The sequence below is a fragment of the Streptomyces sp. AC558_RSS880 genome (assembly GCF_019049255.1).
Lineage (GTDB): Bacteria > Actinomycetota > Actinomycetes > Streptomycetales > Streptomycetaceae > Streptomyces.
In genome coordinates, this window is record NZ_JAGMUJ010000010.1 from 50,451 (window position 1) to 63,308 (window position 12,858).

Annotated in this window: 12 protein-coding genes; 4 read left to right on the forward strand and 8 right to left on the reverse strand. The window is 71.4% G+C overall.

The features are described from left to right. Positions 1 to 37: 37 nt before the first annotated feature. The 3 genes from KUM38_RS04615 to nth form a co-directional block, all read right to left on the reverse strand. Positions 38 to 1,237 carry a MarP family serine protease gene (locus tag KUM38_RS04615; protein ID WP_217127985.1) on the reverse strand — a complete coding sequence of 400 codons (1,200 nt, stop codon included), beginning with the start codon at positions 1,235 to 1,237 and terminating at the stop codon, positions 38 to 40. Positions 1,238 to 1,282: 45 nt separating this feature from the next. Further along, the gene (locus KUM38_RS04620) at positions 1,283 to 1,978 is read right to left on the reverse strand and encodes a CoA pyrophosphatase (RefSeq protein ID WP_217127986.1); all 696 of its coding nucleotides are present in this window, start codon (positions 1,976 to 1,978) and stop codon (positions 1,283 to 1,285) included. 88 nt (positions 1,979 to 2,066) lie between these two features. Then, complete coding sequence (gene nth, locus KUM38_RS04625) at positions 2,067 to 3,131, reverse strand: endonuclease III (RefSeq protein WP_217127987.1); 1,065 nt, start codon at positions 3,129 to 3,131, stop codon at positions 2,067 to 2,069. A 335-nt stretch (positions 3,132 to 3,466) separates the two neighbouring features. Here nth and KUM38_RS04630 point away from each other — a divergent pair, with 335 nt between their 5' ends. After that, positions 3,467 to 4,141, forward strand: coding sequence for a Crp/Fnr family transcriptional regulator (locus KUM38_RS04630; RefSeq protein WP_006132548.1), 675 nt, complete (start codon positions 3,467 to 3,469; stop codon positions 4,139 to 4,141). A gap of 120 nt (positions 4,142 to 4,261) precedes the next feature. On the opposite strand, the gene KUM38_RS04635 is transcribed toward KUM38_RS04630, so the two are convergent. The 4 genes from KUM38_RS04635 to KUM38_RS04650 all read right to left on the reverse strand — a co-directional run bounded on the left by KUM38_RS04635 (position 4,262) and on the right by KUM38_RS04650 (position 6,894). Then, entirely contained in the window at positions 4,262 to 5,092 is an 831-nt protein-coding gene (locus tag KUM38_RS04635) for an MBL fold metallo-hydrolase (RefSeq protein ID WP_217127988.1), read from the reverse strand. Beyond that, positions 5,089 to 5,970, reverse strand: a complete 882-nt coding sequence (locus KUM38_RS04640) for an NUDIX hydrolase (protein WP_217127989.1) — start codon at positions 5,968 to 5,970, stop codon at positions 5,089 to 5,091. Before KUM38_RS04640 ends, KUM38_RS04635 begins: the two co-directional genes overlap by 4 nt. 298 nt (positions 5,971 to 6,268) lie before the next feature. After that, a complete protein-coding gene (locus KUM38_RS04645; protein ID WP_073936669.1) occupies positions 6,269 to 6,736 on the reverse strand; it encodes a RidA family protein in 468 nt (155 codons plus the stop codon). Beyond that, on the reverse strand, positions 6,733 to 6,894 hold the full coding sequence (locus KUM38_RS04650; RefSeq protein WP_142194045.1) for a DUF4177 domain-containing protein: 162 nt from the start codon (positions 6,892 to 6,894) through the stop codon (positions 6,733 to 6,735). The genes KUM38_RS04645 and KUM38_RS04650 overlap by 4 nt, the downstream gene beginning before the upstream one ends. 127 nt (positions 6,895 to 7,021) lie before the next feature. Here KUM38_RS04650 and KUM38_RS04655 point away from each other — a divergent pair, with 127 nt between their 5' ends. Together KUM38_RS04655 and KUM38_RS04660 are read left to right on the forward strand one after the other, a co-directional pair. After that, positions 7,022 to 7,999, forward strand: a complete 978-nt coding sequence (locus KUM38_RS04655) for an ArsA-related P-loop ATPase (protein WP_217127990.1) — start codon at positions 7,022 to 7,024, stop codon at positions 7,997 to 7,999. A gap of 211 nt (positions 8,000 to 8,210) precedes the next feature. Then, positions 8,211 to 9,617 carry an ArsA family ATPase gene (locus KUM38_RS04660; protein WP_217127991.1) on the forward strand — a complete coding sequence of 469 codons (1,407 nt, stop codon included), beginning with the start codon at positions 8,211 to 8,213 and terminating at the stop codon, positions 9,615 to 9,617. A 37-nt stretch (positions 9,618 to 9,654) separates the two neighbouring features. Here the strand turns inward: KUM38_RS04660 and wblA are convergent, their stop codons facing one another. Next, complete coding sequence (gene wblA, locus KUM38_RS04665; RefSeq protein WP_217127992.1) at positions 9,655 to 9,993, reverse strand: transcriptional regulator WblA; 339 nt, start codon at positions 9,991 to 9,993, stop codon at positions 9,655 to 9,657. 429 nt (positions 9,994 to 10,422) lie between these two features. Between wblA and KUM38_RS04670 the strand changes: the two genes are divergently transcribed. Next, a complete protein-coding gene (locus tag KUM38_RS04670; RefSeq protein WP_217127993.1) occupies positions 10,423 to 12,738 on the forward strand; it encodes a transglycosylase domain-containing protein in 2,316 nt (771 codons plus the stop codon). The last annotated feature ends 120 nt before the right edge of the window (positions 12,739 to 12,858 follow it).

The window sequence follows — 12,858 nt, forward strand, 5'->3', positions numbered from 1 at the left end:
CGCCCCCCCCGGGGCCGGGACGGGGACCGAGGCCGCTCTAGAGCGCGCAGCTGTCGCTGTCCACCTGCTGGTTCGCGCTGCGGCCCTTGGCGATGTCCTCCTGGACCTCGTCCGCGGTGAGCGCGTAGCCGGTCTCCGCGTCGTCCCTGGACTTCGCGAAGATCACGCCGTAGACCTCTCCCTCGGGGGTCAGCAGCGGACCGCCGGAGTTGCCCTGGCGGACGGTCGTGTACAGGGAGTACACGTCGCGGCGAACCGTGCCCCGGCGGTAGATGTCCGCGCCGTTGGCCGTGATGCGCCCCCGCACACGCGCGGAACGGACGTCGTACGCCCCGTTCTCCGGGAAGCCGGCGACGATCGCGCCGTCGTTGATACTCGCGTCCTCGGTGGTGAAGCGCAGCGCGGGTGCCTTGAGTTCGGGTACGTCGAGGACGGCGATGTCGCGCTTCCAGTCGTAGAGGACGACCGTGGCGTCGTACTTCCTGCCCTCGCCGCCTATCTGCACGGTCGGCTCGTCGACGCCGCCCACGACATGCGCGTTGGTCATGATGCGGCGCTCGGCGAAGACGAAGCCGGTGCCCTCCAGGACCTTGCCGCAACTCGGGGCGGTACCCATCACCTTGACGATGGAGCGCTGCGCGCGGAGGGCGACGGGGCTGCCCGCCAGGGCCGGGTCCGGGGGCCGGACGTCGGTGATCGGCTCGCTGGCGAAGGGGCTGAAGACCTGCGGGAAGCCGTTCTGCGCGAGGATGGAGGAGAAGTCGGCGAACCAGGTGTCGGCCTGGTCGGGCAGCGCCCGGGATACCCCGAGCAGCACCTTGGAGCCGCGGACCTCCTTGCCGAGCGTCGGCAGCGTCGTACCGGCGAGGGCCGAGCCGATCAGCCAGGCGACCAGGAGCATCGCGACGACGTTGACAAGTGCGCCGCCCGTGGCGTCCAGCGCGCGGGCCGGGGACCAGGTGATGTAGCGGCGCAGCTTGTTGCCGAGGTGGGTGGTCAGGGCCTGGCCGACGGAGGCGCAGACTATGACGACGACGACCGCGACGACGGCGGCCGTCGTACCGACCTCGGAGTCGTCCGTCAGGGCGTCCCAGAGGACGGGCAGCGCGTAGACGGCGGCGAGACCGCCGCCCAGGAAACCGATCACCGACAGGATGCCGACGACGAAGCCCTGGCGGTAGCCGACGACCGCGAACCACACGGCGGCGACGAGCAACAGGATGTCCAGCACGTTCACCGCTTCAAGCCTCGCCTCGTCCGACCCAGCACGGCGCCCACCCTGTCATGAGCGCCAGTCCAGCGGGACCCGCCTGTCCCGGTCCCAGGGCCGCTCCCAGCCCGCGAAGTGCAGCAACCGGTCGATGACCCCGGCGGTGAAGCCCCATACGAGGGCCGATTCGACCAGGAATGCCGGGCCTTGGTGACCGCTGGGGTGAACCGTGGTCACGCGGTTGTCGGGGTGGGTGAGGTCCGTCACGGGGACGGTGAACACCCGCGCGGTCTCGTTCGGGTCGACGACCCCCACCGGGCTGGGTACGCGCCACCAGCCCAGCACGGGCGTGACGACGAAGCCGCTGACCGGGATGTAGAGCTTCGGCAGCACGCCGAACAACTGGACGCCGGACGGATCGAGCCCCGTCTCCTCCTCGGCCTCCCGCAGCGCGGCCCGCAGCGGTCCGTCGCCCTGCGGGTCGCCGTCCTCGGGGTCGAGGGCACCACCGGGGAAGGACGGCTGCCCGGCGTGCGAGCGCAGCGAACTCGCCCGCTCCATGAGCAGCAGCTCCGGGCCGTGCTCGCCCTCGCCGAAGAGGATGAGGACGGCGGACTGGCGCCCCGTGCCGTTCTCCGGGGGCAGGAAGCGGCTCAGCTGTCTCGGCGCGACCGTCTCCGCCGCGTGGGCCACCGGGTCCAGCCAGGAGGGCAGCCCCTCCCTGCTGAGCGTCACCGGGCCGCCCCGGGTACCGCTCGTCCGCGTCATCGCCACCCCCGTCGTCCGGCCCTGTCCCAGCGGTTCAACGCCCGGCGGCCCCGAGATCGTTCCGAGGACCGCCGCGCATGCCGCCCCGTCATCCGGCCCCCAGCGGCGGGGCGGGCCTGCCGCCGGCGTCCAGATAGGCCTGCGGGGGCTTCAGACGCTGGCCCGGGAGGCCGCCCTTCTCGTACTTCAGCAGCTTCTTCGCCTTCTCCGGGTCCGTCTCGCCCTCGCCGTACGCCGGGCAGAGCGGCGCGATGGGGCAGGCGCCGCAAGCGGGTTTGCGGGCGTGGCAGATGCGGCGGCCGTGCCAGATGACGTGGTGGGACAGGTCGGTCCAGTCGCTCTTGGGGAAGAGCGCGCCGACGGCCGCCTCGATCTTGTCGGGGTCGGTCTCCCCGGTCCAGCGCCAGCGGCGCACGAGGCGCTGGAAATGGGTGTCCACGGTGATTCCGGGGCGGCCGAAGGCGTTGCCGAGCACGACGAACGCCGTCTTGCGGCCGACGCCGGGCAGCTTGACGAGGTCCTCGAGCCGGCCGGGCACCTCGCCGCCGAAGTCCTCCGCCAGCACCTTCGACAGCCCTATGACCGACCTGGTCTTGGCCCGGAAGAAGCCGGTGGGGCGCAGGATCTCCTCCACCTCCTCCGGGTTGGCGGCGGCCAGGTCCTCGGGGGTGGGGTACTTCGCGAAGAGGGCGGGGGTCGTCTGGTTGACGCGCAGGTCGGTGGTCTGGGCCGACAGCACGGTGGCGACGACGAGTTGGAAGGGGTTCTCGAAGTCCAGCTCCGGGTGGGCGTACGGGAACACCTCGGCGAGCTCACGGTTGATCCGGCGCGCACGCCGGACCAGCGCGGTGCGCGACTCGTCCCCGACCGGCTCGACGACGGTCTTCACCGGGGCGGCCTTCACGGAGGCGGTCGCCTTCCGGGGAGCGACGAGCGGCTTCTTGGCGACCGGGGCCTTCTTGACGGGGGCGGCCTTCTTGGCCACGGCCCCCTTGGTCTCGGTCTTCTGCGCGGCGGTCGCCTTCTTCGCCCCGACTGTCTTCTTCGCCCCGGTCACTTTCTTCGCCGCCGTCTTCCTCACCGCCGCCTTCTTCACCGGCGTGTCCGTCTCCCCGGCCGCCCCGCTCGCGCGGGCCGTCGGTTCCTTCCCCAACGGCGACCCCTTTGCCGTTTTCGCCGTTTCTCTACCGCCATCGGAGCCCTGTTCGCCCACAGCGGAATCGCGACGTACACCCACTCGCGCAGCTCCCTCGGCCTGTGCTCTCACCGGCGATTTGGACACCCGGCCAGCCTACGACCCGGCACCGACATCCGCCCCGGGCCCCGAAGACCGGCGTCCAATTGGACCCCTGACGCTTACCCCGACCGGCCCGTACGGCATCCTTGTGACAGATCACACTGTTTGGACCGTCCGGCAAAATGGGAACCACGGTCCCCTGGTACGTAGGGGAACAAGATCCCCTGAGCAGGTCGACAAGGAGAGAACTCGTGGACGACGTTCTGCGGCGGAATCCGCTCTTCGCGGCGCTCGACGACGAGCAGGCCGCCGAGCTTCGCGCCTCCATGAGTGAGGTGACCCTCGCACGGGGCGACTCCCTGTTCCACGAGGGCGACCCCGGCGACCGCCTGTACGTGGTCACCGAGGGCAAGGTCAAGCTGCACCGCACGTCCCCCGACGGCCGCGAGAACATGCTCGCCGTGGTCGGTCCGGGCGAGCTGATCGGTGAGCTGTCGCTCTTCGACCCGGGCCCGCGCACCGCGACCGCCACGGCGCTCACCGAGGTCAAGCTGCTCGGCCTGGGCCACGGCGACCTGACGCCCTGGCTGAGCGCCCGCCCCGAGGTGGCCACGGCGCTGCTGCGGGCCGTCGCGCGCCGGCTGCGCAAGACCAACGACGCGATGTCGGACCTGGTCTTCTCGGACGTCCCGGGCCGTGTCGCCCGCGCCCTGCTGGACCTCTCCCGCCGCTTCGGCGTGCAGTCCGAGGAGGGCATCCACGTCGTGCACGACCTCACGCAGGAGGAGCTGGCCCAGCTGGTCGGCGCGTCCCGCGAGACGGTCAACAAGGCCCTGGCCGACTTCGCCCAGCGCGGCTGGCTCCGCCTGGAGGCCCGCGCGGTGATCCTCCTGGACGTCGAACGCCTCGCGAAGCGCTCCCGCTGACACCTGGCACCGGAGCCCCGCTTCCCGTGGGAGGCGGGGCTCCGTCGCGCCCGCGCACGGCAGGCGTACGCGCGCGCGTGCGCCGTGCGGGCTCCGAGGGCTAGATGCGGGCTCCGGGGGCTAGATGAGCCCGTGCTCCCGCAGGTACTCCAGTTGGGCGCGGACCGAGAGTTCCGCGGCCGGCCACAGGGAGCGGTCGACGTCGGCGTAGACGTGGGCGACGACCTCGGCCGGGGTGCGGTGGCCGTCCTCGACGGCCGTCTCGACCTGGGCGAGGCGGTGGGCCCGGTGGGCGAGGTAGAACTCGACGGCGCCCTGGGCGTCCTCCAGGACGGGCCCGTGGCCGGGCAGCACCGTGTGGACGCCGTCGTCGACCGTGAGCGACCTGAGCCGGCGCAGCGTGTCCAGGTAGTCGCCGAGGCGGCCGTCGGGGTGGGCCACGACGGTCGTACCGCGGCCGAGGACCGTGTCGCCCGTGAGGACCGCCCGGTCGGCCGGGAGGTGGAAGCACAGGGAGTCGGCCGTGTGGCCGGGGGCCGGTACGACCCTCAGCTCCAGGCCCCCGACGGTGACGACGTCCCCGGCGGCCAGCCCTTCGTCGCCGAGCCGCAGCGCCGGGTCCAGTGCCCGCACCTTCGTGCCGGTCAGCTCGGCGAAACGGGCGGCGCCTTCGGCGTGGTCGGGGTGACCGTGTGTCAGGAGGGTGAGGGCGACGCGCTTCCCGGCCTGCTCGGCGGTGCCGACGACGTGCCGCAGGTGTCCGTCGTCCAGCGGGCCGGGGTCGACCACGACGGCGAGGTCGGAGTCCGGTTCCGACAGGATCCAGGTGTTGGTGCCGTCCAGGGTCATCGCCGAGGGGTTGGGGGCCAGCACGTTGACGGCACGCGCGGTGGCGGGGCCGGAGAGGGCGCCGCCCCGCGGCTGGCCGGGAAGGGTGCTCGCGTCCGTCATACGGGGGCTCCACCGGTCGGGATGTGCTTGGTGAACTCGTCGTGCCCCGGCCAGGAGAGCACGATCTCGCCCTCCACCAGGCGCGCGGAGGCCAGCACCGGCGTGAGGTCACGCGCGGGCGCCGCGTCGAGCGCCTCCGCGGCCGTGGCGTACGCCGTGAGCTGGCGCAGGGTGGCGATGGTCGGGGGCATCATCAGCAGCTCGCCCCGGTCGTACGCGGTGGCCGCCGCGCGCGGGGTGATCCACACCGTGCGGTCGGCCTCCGTGGAGGCGTTGCGGGTGCGCTGCCCCTCGGGGAGCTTGGCGACGAAGAACCAGGTGTCGTAGCGGCGGGGCTCGAACTCGGGGGTGATCCAGCGCGTCCACGCGCCGAGCAGGTCCGAGCGCAGGACCAGTCCGCGGCGGTCCAGGAACTCCGCGAAGGACGTCTCCCGCGCGACGAGCGCGGCACGGTCCGCCTCCCAGTCGTCGCCGGTCGTGTCGCCGACCATGGAGTCGGGGGTGGGCCCGGCGAGCAGGACGCCGGCCTCCTCGTACGTCTCCCGCACGGCCGCGCAGACGATCGCCTGGGCCCCCGCCTCGTCGACGCCGAGCCGGTCCGCCCACCCCGCGCGCGCGGGGCCCGCCCAGCGGACGTGCCGGTCGTCGTCCCGCGGGTCGACGCCGCCGCCGGGATAGGCGTACGCGCCGCCCGCGAACGCCATGGACGTACGCCGGCGCAGCATGTGCACGGCGGGCCCGTCGCCGGTGTCCTTGAGCAGCATGACGGTGGCCGCGCGCTTCGGCACGACCGGCGTGAGATCGCCGCCCGCCAGCGCACGGATCCGCTCCGGCCACTCCGGCGGGTACCACTGCCCACCGGCCTGCGCATTCACCATGGCCGGAGGCTATCCCGTGACGGGCGGATGTTCGAGTGCCCAGGGGGACGGCGAAGCCGACGGACTACACGGCGAAGCCGGCGGACGACACGGCGGGCGCCGGACGGGACACGGCGGCAACCGCGCACCGGACGCCACGCTCACCGGCGCATGCCGCCGGGCGGTGCGCCGGTGCGCCCGCGCGACAGAGCGCCCCGGTCACCGGGCCACGCCGTCACGCCGGACGCCGGGGCCTCCCGTACGGTGCAGAAATCGCCGGGTCCCGCGCCCCGCCCGTCGCGGGAGCCACCGGCGCGGGCTACGCCTCCGTGAGTTCCACCTGGATCTCGACCTCCACCGGGGCGTCCAGGGGAAGTACCGCGACGCCCACCGCGCTGCGGGCGTGGACGCCCTTGTCGCCGAGGACCTCGCCGAGCAGCTCGCTCGCGCCGTTGAGGACGGCCGGCTGGCCGGTGAAGTCCGCGGCGGAGGCCACGAAGCCGACGACCTTCACCACGCGCGCCACCCGGTCCAGGTCCCCGGCGACGGACTTGACCGCGGCGAGGGCGTTCAGCGCGCAGGTGCGCGCCAGCTCCTTCGCCTCCTCCGGGGTGACCTCCGCGCCGACCTTCCCGGTCAGCGGAAGCTTGCCCTCCACCATGGGCAGCTGGCCGGCGGTGAAGACGTAGCGCCCCGACCGCACGGCCGGCTGGTACGCGGCCAGCGGCGGGACGACCTCCGGCAGGCTCAGGCCCAGCTCGGCCAGTTTCGCCTCGACGGCGCTCATCCCTGCTTCTCCCGCTTCAGGTAGGCCACCAGCTGCTCGGGGTTGTTCGGCCCGGGCACGACCTGGACGAGCTCCCAGCCGTCCTCGCCCCAGGTGTCCAGAATCTGCTTCGTTGCGTGGACGAGCAGCGGCACAGTCGCGTATTCCCACTTGGTCATGCGGCCGACTCTAGCCCCCGCCCGCGCGGGACGCGGCCCCCGTCCCGCTCCCTCGCGCGGGGCGCGACGGCCGGGAACCGCCACCCGGAGCCGCCGGGGCGCGGGGCGAGCCTTTAGGCTCGAAGACGTGAGCAGGCTCCAGGTCGTCAGTGGCAAGGGCGGAACCGGCAAGACCACGGTGGCCGCGGCCCTCGCGCTGGCCCTGGCCACGGAGGGGAAGCGGACGCTCCTCGTCGAGGTCGAGGGCCGCCAGGGCATCGCACAACTCTTCGAGACGGAGGCGCTGCCCTACGAGGAACGGAAGATCGCCGTCGCTCCGGGGGGCGGCGAGGTGTACGCCCTCGCGATCGACGCCGAACTGGCCCTTCTGGAGTATCTCCAGATGTTCTACAAGCTCGGCAGCGCCGGCCGGGCCCTCAGGAAGATCGGCGCGATCGACTTCGCCACCACGATCGCCCCCGGCGTGCGGGACGTCCTGCTCACCGGCAAGGCGTGCGAGGCGGTACGCCGCAAGGACAAGCACGGGCGGTTCGTCTACGACTACGTCGTGATGGACGCCCCGCCGACCGGCCGCATCACCCGCTTCCTCAACGTCAACGACGAGGTCGCCGGACTCGCCAGGATCGGCCCGATACACAATCAGGCGCAGGCCGTCATGCGGGTGCTGAAATCGCCGGAGACGGCCGTGCACCTGGTGACGCTGCTGGAGGAGATGCCGGTACAGGAGACCTCCGACGGCATCGCGGAACTGCGCGCCGCGCGGCTGCCGGTGGGACGGGTCGTGGTGAACATGGTCCGTCCGGAGGTGCTGGACGGGGACGGTCTGGAACTCGCGGCGGCGGTCCCTCGTTCCTCCATCGCGCGGGCACTGTCGTCCGCCGGCCTGGGCGGCGCGCGGCGTGGGGGACACGCCGAGCGGCTGGTGGACCCGTTGCTCGCGCAGGCGGAGGAGTACGCCGAGCGGTACGCGCTGGAGACCGAGCAGCGCGCCGTGCTGGCGGCCCTCGACGTGCCGTTGCACGAGCTTCCGATGCTCGCGGAGGGCATGGACCTGGCCGGCCTGTACCAACTGGCCAGGGAGCTGCGCGAGCAGGGCGTGTCATGACCGGCCGCGCCCACACGGTGCGGCCCGGCGGCAACCGCCGCCACCGCCGTACCGGCCCCGCCACGCACCACCACCACAGCCACCGCCGTACCCGCCCCGCCACGCACCACCACCACAGCCACCGCCGTACCCGCCCCGCCACGCACCACCACCACAGCCACCGCCGTACCCGCCCCGTCACGAGTCGGAAGCACCGGAAGCAGGGGATGTCATGAGTCGTCGTCCGGAACCGGCGCAGGCCCAGGACCCGGCCCGTCACCGCCTCTCCCCCGCCCGCACGCTCGACATCGATCCGCTGATCGATGACCCCGCCACCCGGATCGTGGTGTGCTGCGGCTCGGGCGGGGTCGGCAAGACGACCACCGCCGCGGCGCTCGGCCTGCGCGCAGCCGAGCGGGGACGCAAGGTGGTGGTCCTCACCATCGACCCGGCCCGCCGGCTCGCCCAGTCCATGGGCATCGACTCGCTCGACAACACCCCGCGCCGGGTGAAGGGCATCGACGACTCCGCGGGCGGCGAACTGCACGCGATGATGCTCGACATGAAACGCACCTTCGACGAGATCGTCGAGGGGCACGCGGACCCCGACCGGGCCGCCGCGATCCTGGGCAACCCCTTCTACCAGTCGCTCTCTGCGGGCTTCGCGGGCACGCAGGAGTACATGGCGATGGAGAAGCTGGGCCAACTGCGGTCCCGGGACGAGTGGGACCTCATCGTGGTCGACACCCCGCCGTCCCGTTCCGCGCTGGACTTCCTGGACGCCCCCAAGCGGCTCGGGTCCTTCCTCGACGGCAAGCTCATCCGTGTCCTGCTGACCCCCGCGAAGGTCGGCGGCCGGGCGGGCATGAAGTTCCTGAACGTCGGGATGTCGATGATGACCGGCGCCCTGGGCAAGGTGCTCGGCGGCCAGCTGCTGAAGGACATGCAGACGTTCGTGGCCGCGATGGACTCGATGTTCGGCGGGTTCCGTACGCGCGCGGACGCCACGTACAAGCTGCTCCAGGCGCCCGGGACGGCGTTCCTGGTGGTGGCGGCCCCGGAGCGGGACGCGCTGCGCGAGGCCGCGTACTTCGTGGAGCGGCTGGCCGCGGAGGAGATGCCGCTGGCCGGGCTGGTCCTCAACCGGGTGCACGGCAGCGGCGCGGACCGGCTGTCGGCCGAGCGGGCGCTGGCCGCCGCGGAAAATCTTGAGGACTCCCGCATTGTGGATCAGGAGGACGGGAAAGCTGGACTTCGTAACTCTCCCGAAACGTATGGCAGTTCAGACCCCTCCGGTCCATCCCTCGCTTCCGGGACACCGGCTTCGGTCGCCCCTGGTACAGGCTCCCCCGCCACCGCGGACGACACCGAAGGCACAGGCACGAAGGGCACGGATGCGGACACCGGCACGGACCGGTCCGTCGACCGGCTCACCGCGGGCCTGCTGAGGCTGCACGCCGATCGGATGCGGCTGCTCTCGCGCGAGCAGCGCACACGCGACCGCTTCACCGCGCTCCATCCCGAGGTGGCGGTGACCGAGGTGGCCGCACTGCCCGGCGACGTGCACGACCTCGCGGGACTGCGGGACATCGGCGACCGGCTCGCGGCCCACCGGCCGGAGCTGCCCGAAACGCCCTAGATCCGAACGGCGCGCGACCGAGAACCCCCGAGGGTCCTCAGCTCACCGCCGCGTAGTTCTCGTACACCTCGTCGTCGTTGAGCGGTACGACACCCGAGCCCCGCTCGTACTCCGAGCGCGCGGTCTCCAGCAGCCTGCGCCAGGAGGTCACGGTCGGCCGCCGGCGCAGCAGTGCGCGGCGCTCACGCTCCGTCATGCCTCCCCATACGCCGAACTCGACGCGGTTGTCGAGCGCGTCGGCCAGGCATTCGGTGCGTACCGGACATCCGGTGCACACCGCCTTGGCCCTGTTCTGCGCTGCTCCCTGAACGAACAGTTCATCCGGATCGGTAGTGCGGCAGGCAGCCTGCGCACTCCAGTCGGTAACCCAGCCCATACCGGCGCCGTCCTCTCCCGAATCGAGGCTCCCCCACGGCGGCAGCGGCATATTCACCGCCGCCAGTTGAGGACGTTACGGAAGGTGGGCACAGCGCAACACCCCCAGCGGGCCCAATCTTGAATGGTCCGAACGGACTATGGGTAAGCGGCAGATCACCCGGGGGAGTGAGGGGGCGACATGCGTGACGAACCCGGCATTTCAGGTCAGTTCCCTTGCGTCACAACGGACACCGCATGACACACGAGGCGGATCCGGACACGGTCTCAAACTCCTCGGCGCGAACTCGTACGAAAAAAATCGAGGAGATCCGGAACGCTTCGGGGTCGCCGGACGTATTGATACGTGGCCTCACTGCTGTGACAGTTGAGAGCAGCTTAGGCCAAGGCATATACGCTTGTCCGGCAAATGAGAACGTAGGCTGCTCCCATGCCAAAGAAGCGCTCGGGCGGTGGTCTGTCTCCCGCACAGCAGGCCGCCAAGTTCCTCGGTGTCAGTGTCCTCGCGGGGGCCGTCATGGCCGGCATCGCGCTGCCCGCCGTGGGCGCGCTCGGCCTGGCGGCCAAGGGATCGGTCGAGAGCTTCGACGAGCTCCCGGCCAACCTCAAGACGCCGCCGCTGAGCCAGCGCACCACCATCCTCGACGCCGACGGCGGCCAGATCGCCACCGTCTACTCGCGTGACCGCACGGTGGTCGACCTCAAGGACATCTCGCCGTACCTGCAGAAGGCGATCGTCGCGATCGAGGACTCCCGCTTCTACGAGCACGGCGCGATCGACCTCAAGGGCGTCCTGCGCGCGCTCAACAAGAACGCGCGCAGCGGCGAGGTCTCCGAGGGCGCCTCCACCCTCACGCAGCAGTACGTGAAGAACGTCTTCGTCGAGGAGGCGGGCGACGACCCGACGAAGGTCGCGCAGGCCACCCAGCAGACCATCGGCCGCAAGATCGCCGAACTGAAGTACGCGATCCAGGTCGAGGAGGAGCTGGGCAAGAAGAAGATCCTCGAGAACTACCTGAACATCACCTTCTTCGGCCAGCAGGCCTACGGCGTCGAGGCCGCGGCCCAGCGCTACTTCTCCAAGCCCGCCAAGGACCTCAACCTCCAGGAGTCGGCCCTCCTCGCCGGCCTCGTCCAGTCACCGAGCCGCTACGACCCGGTCAACGACGAGGCCGAGGCGAAGAAGCGGCGCAACACCGTGCTCGCGCGGATGGCCCAGGTGGGCGCCGTCTCCCGCGAACAGGCCGACGCGGCGGCGAAGAGCCCGCTGGGCCTGAAGGTCAGCAAGCCGAAGAACGGCTGCATCACGGCGGTGGACGACGCGTCCTTCTTCTGCGACTACGTGCGCGAGGTGTTCCTGAGCGACCCGGTCTTCGGAAAGACCAAGGCCGACCGGGCGAAGATCTGGAACCAGGGCGGCCTGACCATCCGCACGACGCTCGACCCGCAGGCGCAGGCGTCGGTGCAGCAGTCGCTGAAGGACCACGTCTACCAGTCGGACTCGGTCGCCGCGGCGTCCACGCTGGTCGAGCCCGGCACCGGCAAGATCGTCGCGATGGGCCAGTCGAAGCCGTACGGCTACGGCAAGAACGAGACGGAGATCAACTTCTCGGTCGACCACGCCATGGGCGGCTCCAACTTCGGCTTCCCGACGGGTTCCACCTTCAAGCCGTTCGTGGCGGCGGCCGCGCTGGAGGAGGGCAGGCCGGCGACGCAGTCCTACTCCGCCCCGTTCGAGATGCCGTACCCGTCGACCGTGCGCGGCTGCGACAAGCCCTGGGTGAACGACAACGGTTACAAGCTCGAGAACGAGAACGAGTCCGAGGTGGGGCCGTACGCGCTCAAGGACGCGATGGCCAAGTCGGTCAACACCTACTTCGTGCAGATGATCGAGGACATCGGCATGTGCCCCGTGGTGACCATGACCGACAAGCTCGGCGTGGTCCAGGGCAACGGGAAGAAGATCCCCGAGGTCCCCTCCTCGATGACCCTCGGTTCCACCGGCCTCTCGCCCCTCACGATGGCGAGCGCGTACGCCGCCTTCGCCTCCCGGGGCATGTACTGCACGCCGGTCGCCATCGAGTCGATCACGCAGAAGATCGGCAACGAGCAGAAGTCGCTCGAGGTGCCGAAGTCGACGTGCTCGCGCGCGATGAGCGAGAAGACCGCGGACACGGTGAACAGCCTGCTGCAGGGCGTGATCGACTCCGGTACGGGTCAGGAGGCCGGCCTCAGCGACCGCGACAACGCCGGTAAGACGGGTACGACGGACGAGCGCAAGAACGCCTGGTTCGTCGGCTACACGCCGAACATGTCGGGCGCCGTGTGGGTGGGCAGCGCGAGCCAGGAGGTCGAGATGAAGAACATCACGATCGGCGGCCAGTACCACCCGCTCGTCTTCGGTGGCGCGGTCCCGGGCCCCATCTGGAAGGACGCCATGACCGGCGCCCTGGCGGGCAAGGAGTCCCCGCCCTTCAACATCATCCACATCCCGGACGCCCAGGACCGTGACCGCGGCGACGGCGACGGCGACGGTGACGGTGATGGCGACAACGGCGACGGCAACCGTGACGACGACGGCAACAACGGCGACGGCGGTCTCATCGGCGGCCTGATCAACGGCGGCAACGCCAACGGGGGCGGCAACGCCACGGGAGGCACGGGCGGCACCGAGCCGGACCCGACGTTCTCCATCCCGGAGGGCTTCATCCGGGGGCCGGGCGACGGCCCCGGGGGACGCGACTGACGGTCCCGGCCTGACACGTCGGACGACGTACCCGCGATGCGACGGGAGCGGACGCGGACGCGACCGGCCGCGCACCGCACGTCGCACCCGGCGCAGGCCCCGTCGGTCAGCCGGCCAGCA

Excerpts from the sequence above, each read along its gene's own strand:
- KUM38_RS04620 (WP_217127986.1), bottom strand. The coding sequence starts at position 1,978 with ATGACGCGGACGAGCGGTACCCGGGGCGGCCCGGTGACGCTCAGCAGG.
- KUM38_RS04635 (WP_217127988.1), bottom strand. The coding sequence starts at position 5,092 with ATGACGGACGCGAGCACCCTTCCCGGCCAGCCGCGGGGCGGCGCCCTC.
- KUM38_RS04640 (WP_217127989.1), bottom strand. The coding sequence starts at position 5,970 with ATGGTGAATGCGCAGGCCGGTGGGCAGTGGTACCCGCCGGAGTGGCCG.
- KUM38_RS04645 (WP_073936669.1), bottom strand. The coding sequence starts at position 6,736 with ATGAGCGCCGTCGAGGCGAAACTGGCCGAGCTGGGCCTGAGCCTGCCG.
- KUM38_RS04650 (WP_142194045.1), bottom strand. The coding sequence starts at position 6,894 with ATGACCAAGTGGGAATACGCGACTGTGCCGCTGCTCGTCCACGCAACG.
- KUM38_RS04660 (WP_217127991.1), top strand. The coding sequence starts at position 8,211 with ATGAGTCGTCGTCCGGAACCGGCGCAGGCCCAGGACCCGGCCCGTCAC.
- wblA (WP_217127992.1), bottom strand. The coding sequence starts at position 9,993 with ATGGGCTGGGTTACCGACTGGAGTGCGCAGGCTGCCTGCCGCACTACC.
- KUM38_RS04670 (WP_217127993.1), top strand. The coding sequence starts at position 10,423 with ATGCCAAAGAAGCGCTCGGGCGGTGGTCTGTCTCCCGCACAGCAGGCC.